The 20562-nt window shown below is 69.3% G+C and carries 22 protein-coding genes, 1 tRNA gene and 1 pseudogene; 15 read left to right on the forward strand and 9 right to left on the reverse strand.

Annotated elements, in window-relative coordinates; translation table 11 throughout:
- The first annotated feature begins 19 nt into the window (after nt 1–19).
- The 8 genes from ACSMXX_RS16375 (at nt 20) to ACSMXX_RS16410 (ending at nt 5673) form a co-directional block, all read left to right on the forward strand.
- Nucleotides 20–1375 carry an FtsK/SpoIIIE domain-containing protein gene (locus tag ACSMXX_RS16375; protein ID WP_473179446.1) on the forward strand — a complete coding sequence of 452 codons (1356 nt, stop codon included), beginning with the start codon at nt 20–22 and terminating at the stop codon, nt 1373–1375.
- Nucleotides 1376–1457: 82 nt separating this feature from the next.
- Nucleotides 1458–2096: a DUF2637 domain-containing protein gene (locus tag ACSMXX_RS16380; protein WP_473179447.1), complete on the forward strand. Its 639-nt coding sequence runs from the start codon at nt 1458–1460 to the stop codon at nt 2094–2096.
- Between the two features lie 19 nt (nt 2097–2115).
- On the forward strand, nt 2116–2307 hold the full coding sequence (locus tag ACSMXX_RS16385) for a mobile element transfer protein (RefSeq protein ID WP_473179448.1): 192 nt from the start codon (nt 2116–2118) through the stop codon (nt 2305–2307).
- Between the two features lie 16 nt (nt 2308–2323).
- Complete coding sequence (locus tag ACSMXX_RS16390; protein ID WP_314175699.1) at nt 2324–2518, forward strand: hypothetical protein; 195 nt, start codon at nt 2324–2326, stop codon at nt 2516–2518.
- Nucleotides 2519–2531: 13 nt separating this feature from the next.
- The gene (locus ACSMXX_RS16395; protein WP_473179449.1) at nt 2532–2798 is read left to right on the forward strand and encodes a SpdD protein; all 267 of its coding nucleotides are present in this window, start codon (nt 2532–2534) and stop codon (nt 2796–2798) included.
- A 150-nt stretch (nt 2799–2948) separates the two neighbouring features.
- The gene (locus tag ACSMXX_RS16400; RefSeq protein ID WP_473184810.1) at nt 2949–4292 is read left to right on the forward strand and encodes a replication initiator; all 1344 of its coding nucleotides are present in this window, start codon (nt 2949–2951) and stop codon (nt 4290–4292) included.
- Nucleotides 4289–4504: an excisionase family DNA-binding protein gene (locus ACSMXX_RS16405; RefSeq protein WP_473179450.1), complete on the forward strand. Its 216-nt coding sequence runs from the start codon at nt 4289–4291 to the stop codon at nt 4502–4504. The genes ACSMXX_RS16400 and ACSMXX_RS16405 overlap by 4 nt, the downstream gene beginning before the upstream one ends.
- A complete protein-coding gene (locus ACSMXX_RS16410; protein ID WP_473179451.1) occupies nt 4504–5673 on the forward strand; it encodes a tyrosine-type recombinase/integrase in 1170 nt (389 codons plus the stop codon). Before ACSMXX_RS16405 ends, ACSMXX_RS16410 begins: the two co-directional genes overlap by 1 nt.
- 61 nt (nt 5674–5734) lie before the next feature.
- Here ACSMXX_RS16410 and ACSMXX_RS16415 read toward each other — a convergent pair.
- Nucleotides 5735–5808 (reverse strand) — tRNA-Gly (locus ACSMXX_RS16415).
- A gap of 564 nt (nt 5809–6372) precedes the next feature.
- Here ACSMXX_RS16415 and dcd point away from each other — a divergent pair.
- Together dcd and ACSMXX_RS16425 are read left to right on the forward strand one after the other, a co-directional pair.
- Nucleotides 6373–6948, forward strand: coding sequence for a dCTP deaminase (gene dcd / locus ACSMXX_RS16420; protein ID WP_473179452.1), 576 nt, complete (start codon nt 6373–6375; stop codon nt 6946–6948).
- 65 nt (nt 6949–7013) lie between these two features.
- Nucleotides 7014–7490, forward strand: coding sequence for a phosphoribosyltransferase (locus ACSMXX_RS16425; protein WP_473184811.1), 477 nt, complete (start codon nt 7014–7016; stop codon nt 7488–7490).
- A 51-nt stretch (nt 7491–7541) separates the two neighbouring features.
- Here the strand turns inward: ACSMXX_RS16425 and ACSMXX_RS16430 are convergent, their stop codons facing one another.
- The 4 genes from ACSMXX_RS16430 to ACSMXX_RS16445 all read right to left on the reverse strand — a co-directional run bounded on the left by ACSMXX_RS16430 (nt 7542) and on the right by ACSMXX_RS16445 (nt 10283).
- On the reverse strand, nt 7542–7952 hold the full coding sequence (locus tag ACSMXX_RS16430; protein WP_473179453.1) for a VOC family protein: 411 nt from the start codon (nt 7950–7952) through the stop codon (nt 7542–7544).
- Nucleotides 7953–7965: 13 nt separating this feature from the next.
- Nucleotides 7966–8739, reverse strand: coding sequence for an arsenate reductase/protein-tyrosine-phosphatase family protein (locus tag ACSMXX_RS16435; protein WP_473179454.1), 774 nt, complete (start codon nt 8737–8739; stop codon nt 7966–7968).
- 139 nt (nt 8740–8878) lie between these two features.
- Entirely contained in the window at nt 8879–9532 is a 654-nt protein-coding gene (locus tag ACSMXX_RS16440) for a DUF5994 family protein (RefSeq protein WP_473179455.1), read from the reverse strand.
- Between the two features lie 205 nt (nt 9533–9737).
- The gene (locus tag ACSMXX_RS16445; protein ID WP_473179456.1) at nt 9738–10283 is read right to left on the reverse strand and encodes a GNAT family N-acetyltransferase; all 546 of its coding nucleotides are present in this window, start codon (nt 10281–10283) and stop codon (nt 9738–9740) included.
- A 397-nt stretch (nt 10284–10680) separates the two neighbouring features.
- Between ACSMXX_RS16445 and ACSMXX_RS16450 the strand changes: the two genes are divergently transcribed.
- Nucleotides 10681–10947, forward strand: coding sequence for a hypothetical protein (locus tag ACSMXX_RS16450; protein ID WP_473179457.1), 267 nt, complete (start codon nt 10681–10683; stop codon nt 10945–10947).
- Here the strand turns inward: ACSMXX_RS16450 and ACSMXX_RS16455 are convergent.
- The 3 genes from ACSMXX_RS16455 to ACSMXX_RS16465 form a co-directional block, all read right to left on the reverse strand.
- Nucleotides 10944–11963 carry a Yip1 family protein gene (locus tag ACSMXX_RS16455; protein WP_473179458.1) on the reverse strand — a complete coding sequence of 340 codons (1020 nt, stop codon included), beginning with the start codon at nt 11961–11963 and terminating at the stop codon, nt 10944–10946. The two genes, ACSMXX_RS16450 and ACSMXX_RS16455, sit on opposite strands and share 4 nt — an antisense overlap.
- A gap of 260 nt (nt 11964–12223) precedes the next feature.
- Nucleotides 12224–12631 carry an ATP-binding protein gene (locus ACSMXX_RS16460; protein WP_473179459.1) on the reverse strand — a complete coding sequence of 136 codons (408 nt, stop codon included), beginning with the start codon at nt 12629–12631 and terminating at the stop codon, nt 12224–12226.
- Nucleotides 12632–13135: 504 nt separating this feature from the next.
- Nucleotides 13136–15436, reverse strand: a complete 2301-nt coding sequence (locus tag ACSMXX_RS16465) for a (Fe-S)-binding protein (protein ID WP_473179460.1) — start codon at nt 15434–15436, stop codon at nt 13136–13138.
- A gap of 320 nt (nt 15437–15756) precedes the next feature.
- Here ACSMXX_RS16465 and dnaK point away from each other — a divergent pair, with 320 nt between their 5' ends.
- The 4 genes and pseudogenes from dnaK to ACSMXX_RS16485 all read left to right on the forward strand — a co-directional run bounded on the left by dnaK (nt 15757) and on the right by ACSMXX_RS16485 (nt 20093).
- Nucleotides 15757–17634 carry a molecular chaperone DnaK gene (dnaK, locus tag ACSMXX_RS16470; protein ID WP_473179461.1) on the forward strand — a complete coding sequence of 626 codons (1878 nt, stop codon included), beginning with the start codon at nt 15757–15759 and terminating at the stop codon, nt 17632–17634.
- Nucleotides 17631–18353, forward strand: a complete 723-nt coding sequence (gene grpE, locus ACSMXX_RS16475) for a nucleotide exchange factor GrpE (RefSeq protein ID WP_473179462.1) — start codon at nt 17631–17633, stop codon at nt 18351–18353. Before dnaK ends, grpE begins: the two co-directional genes overlap by 4 nt.
- A 75-nt stretch (nt 18354–18428) precedes the next feature.
- A pseudogene (gene dnaJ / locus ACSMXX_RS16480) lies at nt 18429–19633 on the forward strand (molecular chaperone DnaJ).
- A 1-nt stretch (nt 19634) separates the two neighbouring features.
- Entirely contained in the window at nt 19635–20093 is a 459-nt protein-coding gene (locus tag ACSMXX_RS16485; RefSeq protein ID WP_028437518.1) for a heat shock protein transcriptional repressor HspR, read from the forward strand.
- Between the two features lie 51 nt (nt 20094–20144).
- Here ACSMXX_RS16485 and ACSMXX_RS16490 read toward each other — a convergent pair whose 3' ends face one another.
- Complete coding sequence (locus tag ACSMXX_RS16490; protein ID WP_473179463.1) at nt 20145–20501, reverse strand: VOC family protein; 357 nt, start codon at nt 20499–20501, stop codon at nt 20145–20147.
- Between the last annotated feature and the right edge of the window lie 61 nt (nt 20502–20562).

Genomic DNA, 20562 nt, shown 5'->3' on the forward strand with positions numbered 1-20562 from the left:
TGTCGGAACTGCTGACGCGATGGAGGTGGGTGGTCCCCTCGCCGCTGCTGGTGGTGGGGCCGCCTACCTCCGGGCCCGGCATCCGGCCGCATACTGGTCCACGGTCGGCCTCCCGGTGTCGGTGGCACGGCTGCTGGGCTCGTACGGGTCTGTCATGGACTCCTGCGGGCTGACCGTTCCACCGTCCCGGCTGCGGGTGTTCGCCACGCGTGCGACGACTCGTCGCGAGGTGCGGCCCGTGCCTCCTCGCCGGGGCCTGATACGGCCTACGTCGACCGGGATGCGGCTGCGACTGCGGCTCGCTCCCGGACAGGAGCCCGCGGACGTGGCGGCTTCGGCTGAACGGCTGCGGCACTCCTGGGGTGTTCACGCCGTCCACGTGGACGAGATGAAGCCCGGTGTGGTCGAGCTGCGGCTTGTCGGCTTCGACGTGCTGGACCGGGTGCGGATGCCGCGCAAGGCCGGTGGCGGCTTCCTCCGGGTGCCGGTGGCTCTGCGGGAGGACGCGACGGCGTTCGTACGGGACTACCGCGCGATACCCCACCAACTCACCCTCGGTGCAACGCTGTCGGGAAAGTCCATGTACCTGCGACACCTGGTCGCGGGTCTCGCCGGTCAGCGGGTCGCGCTGGCTGGGATCGACTGCAAGCGCGGGGTCGAACTGGCGCCCTTCGCCTCCCGGCTGTCGGCGCTGGCGACCGAGCCGGGGGAGGCGGCGGAACTGCTGCCGGTGTTGGTGCGGCTGATGGAGGAGCGCTACGACCTCATCAAGGCCCGCCAGGGCATCGCCCCGAACACACCTGATGAAGAGATCACTTCGGACGTGTGGGGACTGCCCGAGCATCAACGGCCCGTACCGGTAGTGCTGTTTGTCGACGAGATCGCCGAACTCTTCCTCATCGCCACGCGAAAGGACGAGGAGAGGCGGGACGAGATGGTCACCCAGCTCATCCGACTCGCCCAACTCGGCCGCGCCGCCGGCATCTACCTGGAGGTGTGCGGACAACGCTTCGGGGCCGAACTGGGTAAGGGCGCCACCATGCTCCGCGCCCAGCTCTCCGGCCGCGTCTGCCACCGTGTCAACGACGAGGCGTCGGCGAAGATGGCGCTCGGCGACATCGCCCCCGAAGCGGTCGAGGCCGCATGTGCCATCGCTCCGGAGCGGCCTGGACTGGCCGTGGCCGGTGATACCTCCGGCGGCTGGTCCCGCATCCGTACGCCATACCTGTCGCTGGCCGACGCTGCCGCCGTCTGCCAGGAAGCCGCTCACATGGTGCCGGACGTGCCCGCGCTCGACCCGTTCCGGCCTTCCGCACCGGTGCCGTCCGGCGACCGGCCGATCTCGCTGGTGAAGCCCCGCCCGGTCCTCGACTGACCACACCCACAACCCGGTTGGCGCGACCGCATCGCGCCACGTCCCTACCCCTCCCATGCCTGAAACCAGAAAGGAGGCTCCCGTGCGCGCTCAACTGGCCCGCGTTGACGCCGTATTGATCCAGGCGGTCATCGCCGCCGCGCTGTCCTTCGCGCACCTTCACGACCTGGCCTCGGCCGCCGGACAGGACGGCTGGAAGGCGTGGGCCTACCCGGTCTCCGTCGACCTGCTGTTGGTCGCTGCCTGGCGGCGGCTGAGGTCCGGACGGGACAAGGCCGCGGGCTGGTGCTGGTTCCTCGTCGCCCTGGCCGCGTCGCTCGGCGCGAACATCTCCACCGCCGGCCTCCTCGACCTGGACGACGTGCCCGCCTGGCTCCGCATCCTCGTCGCCGGATGGCCAGCACTGGCCTTCTTCGGCGGAACGCTCCTTGCTCACGGATCGAACGAGCCGACTGCGACGAGCAGTTCGGGACCTGCCCAGACCGCCGAGCAGGAATCCAGCGCTCTGGTCGAGCCGGTTTCGGCGGAGTCGCCAGCACCCGCGCTCGCCAAGCCGGAGGGCACTGCCCCGGCGGTTCCGGCCGCGCTCGTCGCGCACGCACGCAAGGTCGCCGACGCCCATGAGGCCCGCACAGGCGCACGCATCGACACAGCCACACTCCGCGCCCGCCTCGGCGTCCCCACACCGCTCGCCGAACAGATCGCCGCTCAACTCACCTGACCAGACAGGAGAACTCGCCGTGACCTTAAACCGCCGCTTCCACCGCGTAACCCGCGTCGGGCCCGTCCAGGTCGGCACCGCCCACGACAACCGCGGCCGGGAGAAGCACACCGCCGCCTGCACCGCCCCGCGCTGTGGCTTCTCCGCCGACTACGACTCCCGAGCCGCCGCCGAACTCGCCGCCCGTACGCACCGCTGCCCCGTCCGCTGAAAGGAGACCTCCCGCCATGACCGTCAGCCTGCCCCTCGTCGTCGTCCTCGGCCTCATCGCTTGGGGCGCCGTGAAGTTCCTCGGCGTCCGCATATGGCTTGTCGTCGTGATCGCCCTCTTCGGCTTCTACCTCGCCGACACCTTCCTTGCTCCAGCGATCGACTCCGGCACCCGCAACGGGGTCGACGTCGTCAACGGCACCCACGACTGAAGGAGGAACCGCCATGCTCTTCCGGCCCCAACTGCCCCCGAATGCCAGCGACAGCGCCTATGTCGCGGGTTCTAGTCCCGTCATCCACGGCCACCACTCGGCCACCGCGACGCCCGTACGCCGATCTCTGCCGTCCGTCAGCACCGGCGCCGTCGCCCTCGTGCTCCTGGGCGGCGTCGTGCTCACCGCGCTTCTGACCGCCGTTGCCATCTCGGCCGTCTCCGTGGCCGTCGCCGCCGTCGTCCTGCGCTCACTCCTGAACTCACAGCACCGCCGCTGAGCGGCTACCGGGGCGGTCTCGATACCGCCAAGCATCCACCGCCCCGGCAGCCCAACCCCCTCCGGCCGAAGCCGAAAGGAGAAGACCATCATCACCCGCCACGGCCCGACTCCACTCACTGAACTCGGGACGCTCGCCTCAACCGGGTCCCTGCCCGGTATCCTCCGCCAGCTCTCCACGCTCGGCGGCTGCACGAATCCCGTACGCCTCGTCGGACAGCGCACAGAGCACCGCGTCGACACCAATACAGTTGAGATCGGCGCCGAGCTGCACCGCCTCAACTCGGCCCACATGCCTGCCGGTCAGCTCCTGGTGCGGTGCGGGAACCGCCGTACGACTCGCTGTGCGGCCTGCGCGGAGACCTACCGCCGGGACACCTTCCACCTGATCACCGCCGGACTCCGCGGCGGCAAGGGCACACCCGAGACGGTCACTTCACATCCGCGAGTCTTCGCGACGTTCACTGCCCCGAGCTTCGGCCCGGTGCACAACCGGCCTACCTCGCCTGGTGGTTCAGCACGTCCCTGCCGGTGCGGTAAGCGTCACGATCAGGACGACGCCGCACTCGGCACACCCCTGGACCCCGACTCGTACGACTACGCAGCGGCGGTGCTGTGGAACGCGCACGCCGGGATGCTCTGGCGGCGCTTCGCCATCTACCTGCGCCGCGAGGTCGCCAAGCGGGCCGGGCTGACGCAGCGGGCCTTCCGGCACTTCGCCCGGGTCTCCTTCGCCAAGGTTGCCGAGTACCAGAAGCGCGGAGCCGTCCACTTCCACGCCGTGATCCGCCTCGACGGGCCCCTCGGCGGCGACAGTTCACCCCCGGCCTGGGCTACCGCCGAGCTGCTGACCGACGCGATCGAGGCTGCCTCGCAGAAGGTGAGAGTGGCCGGCCCCGTCATCGACGAGCGCACCCACACCTTCACCTTCGGCCGCCAGCTCGACGTACGCACCATCCACGGCCCCGACTTCGATGGCGGCCATGAACTCACCGACCGAGCGGTGGCCGCCTACATCGCCAAGTACGCCACCAAGGGAGCCGAGACAGCCACCGGCACCCTCGACCGCCGACTGAAGTTCGTAGCCGAGCTCGCCCAACTCGACATCAGTGCCCACGCGGAGCGGATGATCCGCACGGCCTGGGCCCTCGGTGCGCGTAAGGACCTGGCTCACCTGCGGCTGAGGGCCTGGGCCCACATGCTTGGCTTCCGCGGCCACTTCTCCACCAAGACCCGCTGCTACTCCACCACCCTTGGCGCACTCCGCAACGCGCGCGCCGAATGGCGCCGCCTCCAAGTCGCCATCGCACGCGGCGAAAACCATCCACAGCCCGTGGATAAAGGCGCGGCTCGCGAAGAGACGACCCTCGTCCTCTCGCACTGGTCCTTCGTCGGAACCGGCCTCGATCCGATCGAGCAATGGCTCTCCGCTTCGCTCGCCGAACCCAGCACACCAGCAACCGCCACCAGCACGGAAGGAGAGATCGCAGGATGACGGACCGATACCTCAGCATCGACCAGGTCGCCGAACTCCTCGGCACCACCGCCCGATTCCCCCGTCGGCTGATCGCCGAGCGGCGCATCACCTTCGTGAAGGTCGGCCGTCACGTGCGCGTCCCAGAGAGCGCCCTTGCCGCGTACATCGAGGAGAACACCGTCCAGCCGATGCGTCCCCGTCGTTCCCGGGTCCGAAGGGCGGCTGCCTGATGGCGAAGAAGAGGCGGACCTTCGGCCGCGTCCGGAAGCTCCCGTCGGGCCGATTCCAGGCTCGGTATCCGGGCCCTGATGGCATCGACCGACCGGCCCCAGAGACCTTCGCGTCGAGACGCGAGGCTGATGACTGGCTGGCTGAGAAGCAGACCGAGTTGCGACGCGGAGAGTGGCAGGACCCAGGGGCCGGCGCGGTCAAATTTGAGAAGTACGCCGTCCAGTGGGTAGGGGAGCGTTCACTGTCGCCCACGACTGAGGAGCTGTATCGGCGCCTGCTTCGGCTGCACGTCTTTCCGACCTTCGGTGGCCTCGACCTGGACGAGATCACGCCTCCTCGTGTCCGTACGTGGCGCACGGAGCTGCTGAAGAACACGGGGGCCACGACCGTTGCCAAGACGTACAGGCTGCTGAAGACCATCATGGGTACAGCTGCGGATGACGAGTTGATCCGTCGCAACCCCTGTCGTATCCGGGGCGCTGGCAAGGAATCCGCCGGTGAACGTCCCGTCGCCACGGTCGACCAGGTCGACGCACTCGCCGACGCCATGGGTCCGCGCTGGCGCCTAATGGTCTACATCGCGGCGTACGGCCCGGCTCGTCCCGAGGAACAAGCCGAGATGCGGCGCTCAGACGTCGATCTCGACGCGGTCGGGATCTGGGTTCGCCGTGCTGCCCCCGAGCTGACCACCGGACGTCGTGCTGTCGGCGACACGAAGTCTGAGGCGGGAAAGCGGTTCATCGTGCTGCCCGGCTTCCTTCGCAAGGAGCTGACGCGGCACCTCGACTGGTATGCGGAGAAGGACCCGAACGGATTGCTGTTCGTCGGCGAGAAGGGTGCCCCTTTCCGGCGAAGCTCGTTCGGGCGGAAGTGGCGTAAGGCGCGTGAGAAAGTCGGCATGCCCGAGGGATTTCGCTTCTACGATCTTCGTCACACTGGACACACCCTGTCGACGCAGAGCGGAGCGACGCTCAAGGACACGATGGTCCGGGCCGGTCAGTCCTCGGAGAAGGCGGCGCTGATCTATCAGCACTCGACGCTGGAGCGTCAGCGTGAAGTCGCCGCCGGCATCGAGGCCCGTGTGCTGGCCGACCGCCAGGCCGCCGAGCAGCGTCGGAACGGCGAGACCCACGACGATTCGGGCACGCAGCGGGCACGAGACCAATAGGAAGGACTGAGACAGTCCGCACAACAAACAAGCCCCGGGCCTCTGGCCTGGGGCTTTGTGCTGGAGCGGGTGACGGGAATCGAACCCGCGCTCTGAGCTTGGGAAGCTCATGTTCTACCATTAAACTACACCCGCGAAGAGCCATTCGATCAACGGCTTCAACGCCGGACACTCTACCCCATGACCGACCCCCGCCGCACTGGACGAGGGGTCTTTTTGCTGCTCCGGGACGGGGTGAGGGCCCTCGGGGCAAGGGAGTTGGGGGCGTAGCGTAGGGGCGGGGAGCCCGGCGGAGGGCTGTCAGTTTGATCCCCTAATGTGGCTTTCGTCGACCGCACTTGGCGACCACGTACTTGGGGAGAGGAGAGCGATGGAGGCCACCGTCGTTCAGTGTGCCGAGGGGCACGTGTTCAGTACCTCGACGTTCCCGATGCAGAACCTGCGGAGCGGGCGCATCGGTCCCGGGCGGCTGCTGCGGTGTCCGCGGTGTGCCCGTCTGCGGCAGGCCGTGCCGGTCTCGGCACGGGGAGCCGTGCCCGCACAGGGAACCGCGCCGGCGCCCGACGCTCCGGTCGTGCCGCGCCCCGCGCGCCGTGAGCGGTAGCCGTCCCGGACGGGTACGGGCGGTTCGCCCGTCGTGCGCAGCCGTGGGGCAGGTTCGATTGGGCCGCCCCTCGCTGTGCGCGTAGTCTCTGGCCCGTGCTTCTCTCTGACAAGGACATCCGCGCGGAGATCGACGCCGGCCGGGTGCGGATCGATCCGTACGACTCCGGGATGGTGCAGCCCTCCAGCATCGACGTCCGACTGGACCGCTATTTCCGGGTGTTCGAGAATCACCGGTATCCGCATATCGACCCCGCCGTCGAACAGCCCGATCTGACAAGGCTGATCGAGGCGGTGGGCGACGAGCCCTTCATCCTTCACCCCGGCGAGTTCGTGCTCGCGTCGACGTACGAAGTGGTCTCGCTGCCGGACGACATCGCCTCCCGCCTGGAGGGCAAGAGTTCGCTGGGGCGGCTCGGCCTGCTGACGCACTCGACCGCGGGTTTCATCGATCCGGGCTTCTCGGGTCACGTGACCCTGGAGTTGTCGAACGTGGCGACGCTGCCGATGAAGTTGTGGCCCGGCATGAAGATCGGGCAGTTGTGCATGTTCCGGCTGACGTCGCCTGCGGAGTATCCGTACGGGTCGGCGCCGAACGGCTCCCGCTATCAGGGGCAGCGCGGCCCGACTCCGTCGCGCTCGTACATGAACTTCCACCGGACGCAGGTCTGACCGGAGCCGATCGAGAGGGAGGGACGGGCGTGAGCGGTGAAGCGCGGGAGAACCTGACGTACCCGATGTTCGGGGAGGCGGTACGGGAGTTGGCGCAGGCCGTCGCCGACGACGGGTACGACCCGGACATCATTCTGTCCATCGCGCGCGGCGGCCTGTTCGTCGCGGGCGGGCTCGGTTACGCGCTGGACGTGAAGAACCTGCATGTCATGAACGTCGAGTTCTATACGGGGGTCGGCAAGACCCTGGACATGCCGGTCATGCTGCCGCCCGTACCCAACGTCGTGGATCTGAGCGAGAAGAAGGTGCTCATCGCGGACGATGTCGCGGACACGGGGCGGACGTTGAAGCTGGTTCAGGACTTCTGCGCGGAGCACGTCGCGGAGGTGCGCAGCGCGGTGATCTACGAGAAGTCGCAGTCCGCGGTGAAGTGCGAGTACGTGTGGCGGCGTACGGACGAGTGGATCAACTTCCCATGGAGTGTCCTGCCTCCAGTACGTACGTCTGGAGAGGCGCCCAAGGAGAACAAGGAAGCGCTCTGACCGGTGATGCTCCGGCGCCGTGCAGCAGGGCGCGATCGTGGTGGCGTCTGATCAGGGTGTGGCCTGTGTGGATGTGCCCGGCCGGTGGGCGGGTTGGAACAGCTCGATGAGGTTGCCGGCGGGGTCGGTGAGCAGGATCTGGCGTCCGCCGGGGCCGGCGACCACCTCGCTGCGGAACGACAGTCCTGCGCCGCGCAGTCGGTCGATCTCGGCATCCAGGTCGTCGACGGTCAGATGGATGCGGTTGCGTCCGGCGGTGGCTGCATCGTCGGGGGTGGCGCGGGCGCCCGAGCTGGCCGGCCCGGACAGCAGCAGCCGCAGCGGGCCGCGGACCACGTCGGCGAAGGCGGGCACGACGATGGTGTTCAGGGTGAAGCCGAGATGGGTGGTGTAGAAGTCGACCGCCATCTGCACGTCATCGACGAGGTAGCGGACACTGGCGTGCTGGTCCGGTGCTGTCATGGCTGAATCTCCTTCAAGAGCGGGTGGCGGCGAGGACGGGCATCAGGTGTCTGATGCGGGTGTCGATGCCGGCCGCGGTGTGCTGGAAGGCGGGGTAGCCGGGCCGGGCGGTGTTGCCGGCCGTGGCGGGGTCGGGGATGCTCCAGTGCGCCCGCCGGTCATGGTCCGGAAAGTCGGTGCAGGCCTCGCGGGCCTTGTCGCACAGGCTGATCACGTAGTCGAACCGGCGGCCGGTAACCGCGTCCAGGTGCTGAGGGCACCGGCCGGCGATGTCGATGTCGAACTCGTCGTGCAGCACCCGTACGGCGTCGGCATGAAGGCGGGGCTTGGGCCTGCTGCCGGCGCTGGCCACCTCGACCCGGCCGCCGGTGCGGTGCCGTAGCAGGGCCTCGGCGATCGGTGAGCGGGCGCTGTTGCCCGTGCACACGAACAGCACGCCGACGCGGGGCGAGTGCCGCAGGTCCACTGGGGGCGTGCGCGGCGCGGTCTCCCGGCGCAGTGCCGGGTGCAGCACGGCGCCGGTTTCGGCCAGCGCGTCCGCGCAGCGGTCCAGATCCAGGTGGTAGTAGCTGTCGCGGCCGTCGAAGCTGCTGCGCGTGGCGGTGACCAGCCCGCCGTCACGCAGCAGCCGCAGGTGGTAGGAGACCAGGTTCTGCGGCTCACCCACCAGCGTCACCAACTCCCGGACCCGGTAGTCGCTGTCCGCGAGTTCGGTCAGCAGCCGCCACCGCAGCGGATGTGCGGCCAGGCGCACGAACGGCGGGGCGGCCTGGTTCGACGGCGTCATGGACAGGAGAATACATCAAATCAATTTGATGAGAAGATGCCGGGGCCACCCGGTGCGGCCGGTCCGGGCCCGGCTCCCGACTCCCGGATCACGGCTCCGCGTCAATCAGCGGTGCCGGGTCACTCAGCGCGGTGCCGGGTCACTCAGCGGTGCCGTGCCACGCCGGCCGCGCGATGCCTGTCGCGACGAGGATCTGCTGGCCGGACTCCGTGTTGCCGATGTGCGTGGCCATGGTCATCGCGGCGTGTGCCTCGTCGACGCCGGCGTCGGGGGAGATGGCGAGCAGGGAGAAGTTGTCGAGGCCGCCGCGCGTGACGATGACCGTGTCGTCCCCTACCGGGAACCAGTCGATCTGTATGAGCCTGCCTTCGACGAAGAGGGGCTCCCCGAGCCCGTCCCAGGCGTCCGCGTCCAGGCCGATGCGGTCGATGGGCCCCAGGTGCTCGCTCAGTACGGTCACCAGCCCTGGCAGTTCGGCGTGGATGTCGCGGGAGTGCGGCCACCATGCGCCGTCGAAGAGCCCTTCGCCGGACGGTTCGGACTTCAGCCGGAGCGCCAACAGGCCCGGTTCTACGGGGAGATGGAGAGCGCTCAGGGCGGAGAGGTCCACAATCGGCATGTTGGGCTCCGCGTCCGCGCTGCCCGCGATGTGGATGCCGAGTGCGCCGGGTGCTCTGGGGGCGCCGGGTGCGCCGGGTGCGCCGGGCGCTCCGGATCCGTCGGCTGGGCGCGGTGCGTCCGGTGCGTCGGACACACGCTGTGCCGTGTCCGGGATACTCGGTTCGACCCTCATGGTGTCCGCCCCTCTGTCGCCCTGCGAGATCTGACGGAGCGGACAGCGGACAGCGAGCTGTCCGGCCGCCGCCTCAAGCTTCGAAGCCCTGATGGGTCTAAAGCATCGATGGGCGTTATCGCCCATTTTTTCCAGAGTACCTCCGGCGGATTCCCGGACCTCTCGCTCCGCCGGCAGGCCGCCCACCAGGCCTTTCGCCGGTCCTCTACCTGGGCGGACGCCGGGTCCAGGCCTCCAGTGGCGGGCGGTCCGGCGAGGGCGTGATCTTCCCGAGGCTCTCCCAGCCCCATGCGGTCAGCGCACAGCGGGCGGGGGCGTCCTCCTGATCGATCAGTGTGACGGCGAGGCCGATGCCCGCGGGGGTCAGCAGGTGTTCCTGCAGGCGCGTGGCGATGCCGCGGCGGCGGAAGGAGGGCAGCACCATCAGCTCGGTCATCACGAACACCCGGCCGGACGCGGTGAGTTCGGCCGCCTCCGCGGGCAGTTCGCCGTGCAGGCCCCGCCACCACTCGTCCGTACGTTCCGCGCGGTAGCCGTACACGCTGCCTGCCAGTGCCCCGCCCGTGCTCGCGGTCACCAGCTCGAACCCGGTGCGCTGTACGTGCTCGCCGAGCCGGCGCAGATACTCCTGCCGGTCGTGGAACTGCTCGCCCGCCGTGCCCCGGTACGCCTCGACGTACAAGTCGGCGACGGCCTCCCGCTCCCGGTCCGCCTGCCACCGGCTGAGCCGCCGTACGAACACCTCGGTCATCTCTGCGCCCCCTCCCCGCTCGGCCGGCTCCCCGCCTCCCGCGCCAGCGTCCGCCTCTGCGCCGCGACCGACCCACGACGGGACGGACCGGTCTGACGGGTGCTGACTGGCCTTGACCGGCCCTGACCGGCAGTGACCGAATCCCCACAGGGAGAGGCTGAGAACACTGAGAATACTGCGCCTCCGAGGATTTTCGGCCTGCCCGTTCCGGGTGCGAAGTGCCCGTTCTCAGCGAGGAGTTGCCGGGCCGCGCCGGGCCGGCGTGGGGGTGTGCCCTGCGCGCGTACGGGAGCGGTGCTGTGTTCCGCACGCGAAATGGGCACCCGCGTCACGTGCGTACGTACGTGAATGCGTGCGCGCCCGAGCCACAGCAAGAGGAAGGGGAGGAGGAGCGGCCATGCTGGACATACTCGTCACCGTCGGCGTCATCCTCGTGCTGATCGCGCTGGCGGCGCTGATGCTGCATCTGATCAACACGCACCATGAGCGGAGCATCGTCACCACCCACTACGAACGGTTCCACCCCGGCAGCCCGCCGGAGACGCCGGGAAGCCGTGCAGAGAGCAGGGGCCACCGCGCCGAGCGGCAGGACCAGGAGGGCCCGGAGGGGCCGAAGGGGCGGAAGAGCGAGGGCGGCGGCGGACCGCCGCCCCGGGACTCCTAGAGATTGCCCAGCTTGATCAGCACCAGCAGCGCCACGAGCTGCACGGCCGAGGCGCCGAGCGCCCGCGGCCACCGGATGTCGTGGGAGCGGCTGACCATCATCGTGAAGAGCACACCCATGGCGACCCAGGTCACCCAGCCCAGTCCCTGGACGAAGGGGTGCGCGCCGCCCAGGAAGAGGGCGACGAGGAGGCGCGGTGCGTCCGTCAGCGACATGATCAGCATCGACAGTCCGGCCGTCGGCGCCCATGCGCCGTCGCCTCCGAACTGGCGGGCGAGAGTGTGCGTGACCGCGCCCAGGATGAGGCCGGCGAGGACCACCGCGATGCCTGTGCTCAGGACGTACGGGATCGCGCTCGACAGCGTGGCGTGTATGGCCTCTTCGCGGGCGTCGTCGAGGCCGAAGATCAGGAGCAGCCCGTAGAGGAACGTGACGATGATCGCCGTGCCCCAGACGCTGTGGTCGCGCATCTGCCAGAAGGTCGCGCCGGGGCGCACCAGGATGCCGCTCAGCAGCTCCTTCCAGTGCAGCCGCGGGCCGGAGGGCGGTGCCGGGCGGCCGTAGCCGTCGTCCGGGCCGTAGGCGCCGTGCGCGCTGAACGGGTCCGGGACGGTGAAGGAACGGGTGTGTCCCGAGGAGTCGCCGTACGGGTCGGCGGCGGGGCCGCTGCCATGTGCCGGACCGTTGCCGGCGGCGTAGGGGCCCGGACCGAACGGGGGACCGCTGCGGCCCTGGCCCGGGGCGCCGGGACCGGGGCCTTGCCCGTAGCCCTGGCCTTGTCCGTGACCCGGTCCGTAGCCCTGCCCCGGGTGCGGCTGTGCGCCGTGCGGCTCACCGAAGTACTCGGGCTCGCCACGGCCGCCGCCCCTGCGTGGCCACTGCTCCGGCGGGCGCTGTCCGTACGCCCCCGGGCCGGGGCCCGGCGCGCCCTGCGCCCGCCCCTGTGGTCCGCGGTACTGCCCTTGCTGCTGCGCGTTCCGGGAGCCCCGGCCGCGTCCGATCCTGAAACCAGCCACGCCTTCGAACGTACCTTGTCCCCGGGCCGCCAAAGCCGGGCCCGGGAGATTGGGACAGGCTTTGTGGCCGATCCGGTACAACTCGTAGGGCTCACCCCTAAGGGCTGTCATGGCGTGCCGTCAGCCGACGGGACGAGAAGTCCGCCGCCGGGCCGGACGAGGACGGCCGTACCGGCCGCGGAGGACCGCGACGGCCGCACCGGCCGCGGAGGACCGCGACGGCCACACCGGCCGCGACGCCCGCGAACGGCTGGCCCCGGTCAGCCGCCGGGCAGCTTCACGGCCAGCGTCACCACCGCGCCGGATTCCGGCCCCGCAGGTTCGACGCTGAGCCTGTCGGTGACGAGGCGCGCCAGCCACAGCCCGCGGCCCGCGGTGGCTCCGGCCACGCCGGGCGCCAGCTCGGGGATGACGTCCTCGGAGAAGCCGGGCCCGGAGTCCTCGACGCGGCACTCCAGTTCGCCCGCGAGGTGACGCATCACCAGCCGGCCCGTGCCGCCGGCGTGTTCGACCGCGTTGGTCGCCACGGCGTCGACGGCGACGACGAATTCGCCTCTGCGCGGCTCGGCGAGCCCGGCAGAGGCCGCGCACTCCTCGACCTCGATGCGGATGCGTGGGAGGTCTCGTGAGCTGAAATGCAGTCGGCACAGGCGCTCGTTGGTCAGCATGCGCCCATCTCCTCGACGGTGGTCGGCGTACGGACCGGGTCTTCCCCCTGCCTGTGTCCCTTGCGGGCCCGGTCGCTTGTGCCCCGCAGGTTATCGGGCCGTGTTCTCCAGCCGCAGAAACGTAAGCGCCGGGTGTCCGCGACCACCGGTGGGACCGGGGCGGGACGCACGTCCCGTCTCGCGGAGACACGGCGGACCGGGCTGGTCTCCGCCACCACGTCGCCGCCGTCCAGCAACCGGGGTCGCCTCCTTTCTGCTTCCGGCTTCTGCTTCCGGTACTTCTGCCGCTGGTCAGCGAGGCTAAGGCGCGGGGTGCCGGTTGGGTATCCCCCGAAGGGGATTGACGTGTGAAGAACGCTAAGTGACTGAATACGAACGGAGCTTGTCGCAAACGAACGGAGTCTGCCGTTCTGGACGGCAGACTCCGTTCATTTACGCATTTTTGCCCGCGGAGATTCGGCTTCTGAAGCCGGTTGACCGGTACCCGGGCACCCGGCTCCGCGGCTACCGGGCGGGCTCAGGGGCGCTGCTCTCCTCCGTTTCAGGCTCGTCCGACGGGCCGTCCTCGCCCGGCGTACGCACGGAGTCCAGCAGCAACTGCGCGACGTCCACGACCCGCAGCTCCTCCTTGGCCTTCTCATCGTTCTTCTTGCCGTTGACCGAGTCCGTCAGCATGACGAGGCAGAACGGGCAGGCGGTCGAGACGATGTCCGGATCCAGCGAAAGGGCCTCGTCCACGCGCTCGTTGTTGATGCGCTTGCCGATGCGCTCTTCCATCCACATCCGGGCGCCGCCCGCGCCGCAGCAGAAGCCGCGCTCCTTGTGGCGGTGCATCTCCTCGTTCCGCAGGCCCGGCACCTTGCCGATGATCTCGCGCGGCGGCGTGTAGACCTTGTTGTGACGGCCCAGGTAGCACGGGTCGTGGTACGTGATCAGACCCTCGACCGGCGTGACGGGCACCAGCTTGCCCTCGTCCACGAGGTGCTGGAGCAGCTGGGTGTGGTGGACGACCTCGTAGTGGCCGCCCAGTTGCGGGTACTCGTTGGCGAGCGTGTTGAAGCAGTGCGGACAGGTCGCGACGATCTTCTTCTTCGAGGCGGGGAGCTTGGTGCTCTCGTCGTCATCGTCCTCCCCGAAGGCGGCGTTGAGCGTGCCGACGTTCTCCTCGCCGAGCTGCTGGAAGAGGAACTCGTTGCCGAGGCGGCGGGGCGAGTCGCCGGTGCACTTCTCGTCGCCGCCCATGATCGCGAAGTTGACGCCGGCGATGTGCAGCAGCTCCGCGAAGGCCTTGGTGGTCTTCTTCGCCCGGTCCTCCAGGGCGCCCGCGCAGCCGACCCAGTAGAGGTAGTCGACCTCGGTGAGGTCCTCGACGGTCTTGCCGACGACGGGCACCTCGAAGCCGGTCTCCTCCGCGAGCTCCTTCGTCCACTCCAGGCGCTGCTTCTTGGCCAGGCCCCAGGGGTTGCCCTTCTTCTCCAGGTTCTTGAGCATCGTCCCGGCCTCGCTCGGGAACGCGCTCTCGATCATCACCTGGTAGCGGCGCATGTCGACGATGTGATCGATGTGCTCGATGTCGACGGGGCACTGCTCGACGCACGCACCGCACGTGGTGCACGACCACAGCACGTCCGGGTCGATGACGCCGTTCTCTTCTGCCGTGCCGATCAGCGGGCGCTCGGCCTCCTCCAGCGCCGCCTTCGGTACGTGCTTGAGCTGCTCCTCGGTGGCCTTCTCCTCGCCCTCCATCGTCTTGCCGCCGCCGGCGAGCAGATACGGGGCCTTGGCGTGCGCGTGGTCGCGCAGCGACATGATCAGCAGCTTCGGCGAGAGGGGCTTGCCGGTGTTCCAGGCGGGGCACTGCGACTGGCAGCGGCCGCATTCCGTACAGGTGGAGAAGTCGAGGATGCCCTTCCAGGAGAAGTCCTCGACCTGGGAGGCGCCGAAGCGGACCTCCTCCTCGTTCTCGTCGTCGAGGGCCGTCTCGAAGTCGATCTCCTTGCCCCCGGAGACCATCGGCTTCAGCTCACCCAGCGCGGTGCCGCCTTCCGCGTTGCGCTTGAACCAGATGTTCGGGAAGGCGAGGAAGCGGTGCCAGGCCACACCCATGTTGGTGTTGAGGCCGACGACGATCATCCACACGAACGAGGTGCCGATCTTGATCAGCGCGACCAGGTAGGTCAGGTTCTGCAGCGCGCTCACGCTCAGGCCGTCGAAGGCGGCGGCCAGCGGGTAGGAGACGAAGTACGAGGCCTCGTAGCCGTGTACGCCGTGCAGCGCGCCCTCCAGTCCGCGCAGCACGAGGATGGCCACCCCGATCGTGAGGATGACGTACTCGACGAAGTACGCCTGGCCCGCCTTGGAACCCGCGAAGCGGGACTTGCGGCCCGCCCGCGAGGGCAGGCTGAGCAGCCGGATGACGATGAGCGTGGCGATGCCGAGCGTCGTCATCAGGCCGAGGAACTCCGTGAACATCTCGTACGGCGCCCACGTGCCGATGAGCGGCAGCGTCCAGTCGGCCTGGAAGAGCTGACCCATGGCGTGCACGAGGGTCAGCACGAGCGCGAAGAACCCGACGGCGACGAACCAGTGCGCGAAGCCGACGACGCCCCACCGGTTCATGCGTGTGTGACCGAAGAACTCGCGGGCCACGGTGAGCGTGCGCGCAGCCGGGACGTCGGTCCGCGTGCCGGCGGGCACCGGCTGCCCCAGCCTGACGAAGCGGTAGATCTGCGCGATGGCGCGCGCGAACAGCGCGATGCCGACCGCGGCCAGCACCAGCGAAACGACGATCGCGGCGAGTTGCATGGGGGCTCCTCGGGCGGCCTTCGGGCGAGACCTGATCGGGTGGCTTACTAAGCGGTAACTTATCTGATTCGTACGAGACTACCCACTCCCCGTGCCCTGCTGGTACCCGGGCGCGCGGTGATCTGCGTCGCGGGGCGCCCTACGGGGTCCGTGCGCCGCCCCGCAGGCCCGATACCCCTGTTTATCCCCTGGTCAGAAGGGGGTGCGCATAAAGACGGCATAAGAGTTGAGTGGGCTCAGCTCAGGTCGTTTGACGTTCTCGGATCGGCCAGGCACTCTTGAGCCAGCTTCACTCAAGACATCAGCTGGAGGAAACCGAAATGGCACGTGCGGTCGGCATCGACCTGGGCACGACGAACTCCGTCGTCAGTGTTCTCGAAGGCGGTGAGTCCACCGTCATCACCAACGCCGAGGGCGCCAGGACCACGCCGTCCGTTGTGGCCTTCGCGAAGAACGGCGAGGTGCTCGTCGGCGAGGTGGCCAAGCGGCAGGCTGTGACCAACGTCGACAGGACTGTCCGGTCCGTCAAGCGTCACATGGGCACCGACTGGAAGATCAACCTGGACGGCAAGGACTTCAACCCGCAGCAGATGAGCGCCTTCATCCTGCAGAAGCTGAAGCGCGACGCGGAGTCCTACCTCGGTGAGAAGGTCGAGGACGCCGTGGTCACCGTCCCGGCGTACTTCAACGACGCCGAGCGCCAGGCCACCAAGGAGGCCGGCGAGATCGCGGGCCTCAATGTGCTGCGCATCGTCAACGAGCCGACGGCCGCCGCCCTCGCCTACGGGATGGAGAAGGAAGACCAGACGATCCTGGTCTTCGACCTCGGCGGTGGCACCTTCGACGTCTCGCTGCTGGAGATCGGCGACGGCGTCGTCGAGGTGAAGGCCACCAACGGCGACAACCACCTCGGCGGTGACGACTGGGACCAGCGCATCGTCGACCACCTCGTCAAGCAGTTCCAGTCCGGGCACGGCGTGGACCTGGGCAAGGACAAGATGGCCCTCCAGCGTCTCCGTGAGGCAGCGGAGAAGGCGAAGATCGAGCTGTCGAGCTCGACCGAGACCAACATCAACCTGCCTTACATCACGGCGTCCGCCGAGGGTCCGCTGCACCTGGACGAGAAGCTCACGCGCTCCCAGTTCCAGCAGCTGAGCGAGGACCTGCTGGAGCGCTGCAAGACCCCGTTCCACAACGTGATCAAGGACGCCGGCATCCAGCTGTCCGAGATCGACCACGTGGTGCTGGTCGGTGGCTCGACGCGTATGCCCGCCGTCGCCGACCTGGTCAAGGACCTGACCGCCGGCAAGGACGCCAACAAGGGCGTCAACCCGGACGAGGTCGTCGCCATCGGCGCCAGCCTGCAGGCCGGTGTGCTCAAGGGCGAGGTCAAGGACGTCCTTCTGCTGGACGTCACCCCGCTGTCCCTCGGCATCGAGACCAAGGGCGGCATCATGACCAAGCTGATCGAGCGCAACACCACGATTCCGACGAAGCGTTCGGAGACCTTCACCACGGCCGAGGACAACCAGCCGTCGGTGCAGATCCAGGTCTTCCAGGGCGAGCGCGAGATCGCGGCGTACAACAAGAAGCTCGGCATGTTCGAGCTGACGGGTCTGCCGCCCGCTCCGCGCAACGTGCCGCAGATCGAGGTCAGCTTCGACATCGACGCCAACGGCATCATGCACGTCTCCGCCAAGGACCTCGGTACCGGCAAGGAGCAGCGGATGACCGTCACCGGCGGCTCGGCGCTCCCGAAGGAAGACATCGAGCGCATGATGCGCGACGCCGAGCAGTACGCGGACGAGGACGCCAAGCGCCGCGAGTCCGCCGAGACGCGCAACCAGGCGGAGCAGCTGGTCTACACGACCGAGAAGTTCCTCAAGGACAACGAGGAGAAGGTCCCCGGCGAGATCAAGACCGAGGTCGAGGAAGCTCTCGAGGACCTGAAGGAGAAGCTGAAGGGCGAGGACACCGCGGCGATCCGCGAGGCCAGCGAGAAGGTCGCGGCGACCAGCCAGAAGCTGGGTCAGGCCATGTACGCGGACGCGCAGGCCGCCCAGGGCGAGGCCGGCGGCGCTGAGGCCGGTGCCGAGGGTGCCGAGGGCGCCGGGCAGGCCAAGGCCGACGGTGACGAGGATGTCGTCGACGCCGAGATCGTGGACGACGAGCAGAAGCCGAAGGATGGTGCAGCGTGACGGAGGAGACTCCGGGCTTCGAACAGAAGCCCGACGTCCCCGCCGACGCCGTACAGCCCGATGACGCTGCGGCGCAGGCCGCCGGACAAGTGCCCGCCGACGAGGCGGGGGGTCCGGCGGAGCCGGCCGGGGACGTGACCGACAACGAGCAGGAGGGCCAGTCCGGCCCGGAGGTCCTGCAGGGCCAGGGTCAGGATGCCCAGGTGGCGGCGCTGACCGCTCAGCTGGACCAGACCCGTACGGCACTGCACGAACGGACGCAGGATCTGCAGCGGCTCCAGGCGGAGTTCCAGAACTACCGCCGCAGGGTCGAGCGTGACCGCGCGTCCGTGAAGGAAGTCGCCGTCGCGAACCTGCTGACGGAACTGCTGCCGGTGCTCGACGACATCGGCCGCGCCCGTGACCACGGCGAACTCGTCGGCGGCTTCAAGTCGGTGGCCGAGTCGCTGGAGATGGTCGCCGCCAAGATGGGTCTGATGCAGTTCGGCAAGGAGGGCGAGCCCTTCGACCCGACTGTGCACGAGGCGCTGATGCACTCGTACTCGCCCGACGTCACAGAGACGACGTGCGTGCAGATCCTGCAGCCCGGGTACCGAATCGGCGAACGGACGATCCGCCCCGCCAGGGTCGGAGTCGCCGAGCCGCAGCCGGGTGCTCAGGGCGCGGCAGGCGAGGAGTCCGCCGACGAAGAGGAGAACGGTGGCCCCGACCAGGGCTGACCAGGCCGACCAAGCCGACCAGGCTGGCCACGGCAGCACAAGCGGGCACGGAACCGGGAGGGAGGGACGCCGCGGATGAGTACGAAGGACTTCATCGAGAAGGACTACTACAAGGTCCTCGGCGTCCCGAAGGACGCCACCGAGGCCGAGATCAAGAAGGCCTACCGCAAGCTCGCCCGGGAGAACCACCCCGACGCCAACAGGGGCGACGCCAAGGCGGAGGAGCGCTTCAAGGACGCCTCCGAGGCCTATGACGTACTCGGCGACGCCAAGCGCCGCAAGGAGTACGACGAGGCGCGCGCCCTGTTCGGCAACGGGGGCATCAGGACCGGCGGTCCAGGTGGTCCCGGCGGAGCGGGCGGCTTCAACTTCGACCTGAGCGACCTCTTCGAGGCGGCCAGCCGGGCGGCCCGGGAGGCCCCGGCGGCCCGGGCGGAGCGGGCGGCTTCGGCGGCGGTCTCGGTGACGTGTTCGGCGGGCTGTTCAACCGCGGCGGCGCCGGTACGCGCACACAGCCGAGGCGCGGCCAGGACATCGAGTCCGAGGTGACGCTCAGTTTCACCGAGGCGGTGGACGGCGCCACGGTCCCGCTGCGGATGTCGTCCTCGGCGGCGTGCAAGGCGTGCGCCGGCACCGGCGACAAGAACGGCTCACCGCGTGTGTGCCCGACGTGCGTCGGCACCGGCCAGGTATCGCGCGGTGGCGGTGGCGGCTTCTCCCTGACCGATCCCTGCGTCGACTGCAAGGGCCGCGGGCTCATCGCGCAGGACCCCTGCGACACGTGCAAGGGCTCCGGCAGGGCGACGAGTTCGCGCACCATGCAGGTCCGTATCCCCTCGGGCGTCAGCGACGGGCAGCGCATCAGGCTGCGCGGCAAGGGCGCACCGGGTGAGCGTGGCGGCCCGGGCGGCGACCTGTACGTCGTCGTGCACGTGGACCGTCACCCGGTCTTCGGCCGCAGGGGGGACAACCTGACCGTGACCGTGCCGGTGACCTACCCGGAGGCGGCGCTCGGCGGCGAGATCAAGGTCCCGACGCTCGGCGGTCCGCCGGTCACGCTCAAGCTGCCGCCGGGCACGCCCAGCGGCCGTACGATGCGGGCCCGCGGCAAGGGAGCGGTCCGCAAGGACGGGACGCGCGGCGATCTGCTCGTCACCATCGACGTATCGGTTCCGAAGGATTTGAGCGAGAAGGCGAAGGGCATCCTGGAGACCTACCGCGAGGCGACGGCCGCGGAGGACCCGAGGGCGGCCCTGTTCAAGGCCGCGAAGGGAGACTGAGGTGAACGGCCGAGGTGGACGACGCAATCCTTACCAGCTGACCGACGAGTCCCCTGTGTATGTCATCTCGGTCGCCGCTCAGCTCTCCGGTCTGCACCCGCAGACCCTGCGCCAGTACGACCGCCTCGGCCTGGTCTCCCCCGACCGCGCGGCCGGGCGCGGCCGGCGCTATTCGGCGCGCGACATCGAACTCCTGCGTCAGGTGCAGGAGTTGAGCCAGGACGAGGGGATCAACCTCGCGGGCATCAAGCGCATCATCGAGCTGGAGAATCAGGTGGCCGCGCTGAAGTCCCGCGTGGTGGAGCTCCAGCAGGCGGTCGAGGGCGCCGCGGCGGCCATGCAGCAGCGTGAGGCCCAGGTCCACGCCTCGTACCGGCGCGATCTCGTCCCGTACGAGGACGTCCACCCGCAGTCCGGCGCGCTGGTCGTCTGGCGGCCCAAGAAGCAGCGCCGCGACTGACGCGCCGCCGCGACTGACGCGCACGCGCGGCTCTCACCGCCGGCACGGCGATCACTGCCGGCGCGGCCCCAGGACGCAGAACTCGTTGCCCTCCGGGTCCGCGAGTACGACCCAGGGGTCCTCCTCGCTCTGGCCCACGTCGGCGTGGCGTGCGCCGTGGGCCAGGAAACGGGCGACCTCGGCCTCCTGGTCGTCGGGCCGGAAGTCCAGATGCAGCCGGTTCTTGCCGGTCTTCCGCTCCGGGACGGGCACGAAGAGCAGTCCGGGCAGCCGGTCCGGGGCCGGGCGGATCTCGAACTCCTCCGCCGAGTCGTTCAGTACGGTCCAGCCGAGGGCCTCGGCCCACCAGCGCCCCAGCGTGGCCGGGTCCGCCGCGTCCACCATGACCTGTTCCCATTCGAGGCTCATGCGCGGGAGCGTACTGCCCGAGCTCGGCCGGGGCACCGGGTTGACCGGGGCGTTCCGGCTC

The organism is Streptomyces sp. DSM 116795, from assembly GCF_055792905.1.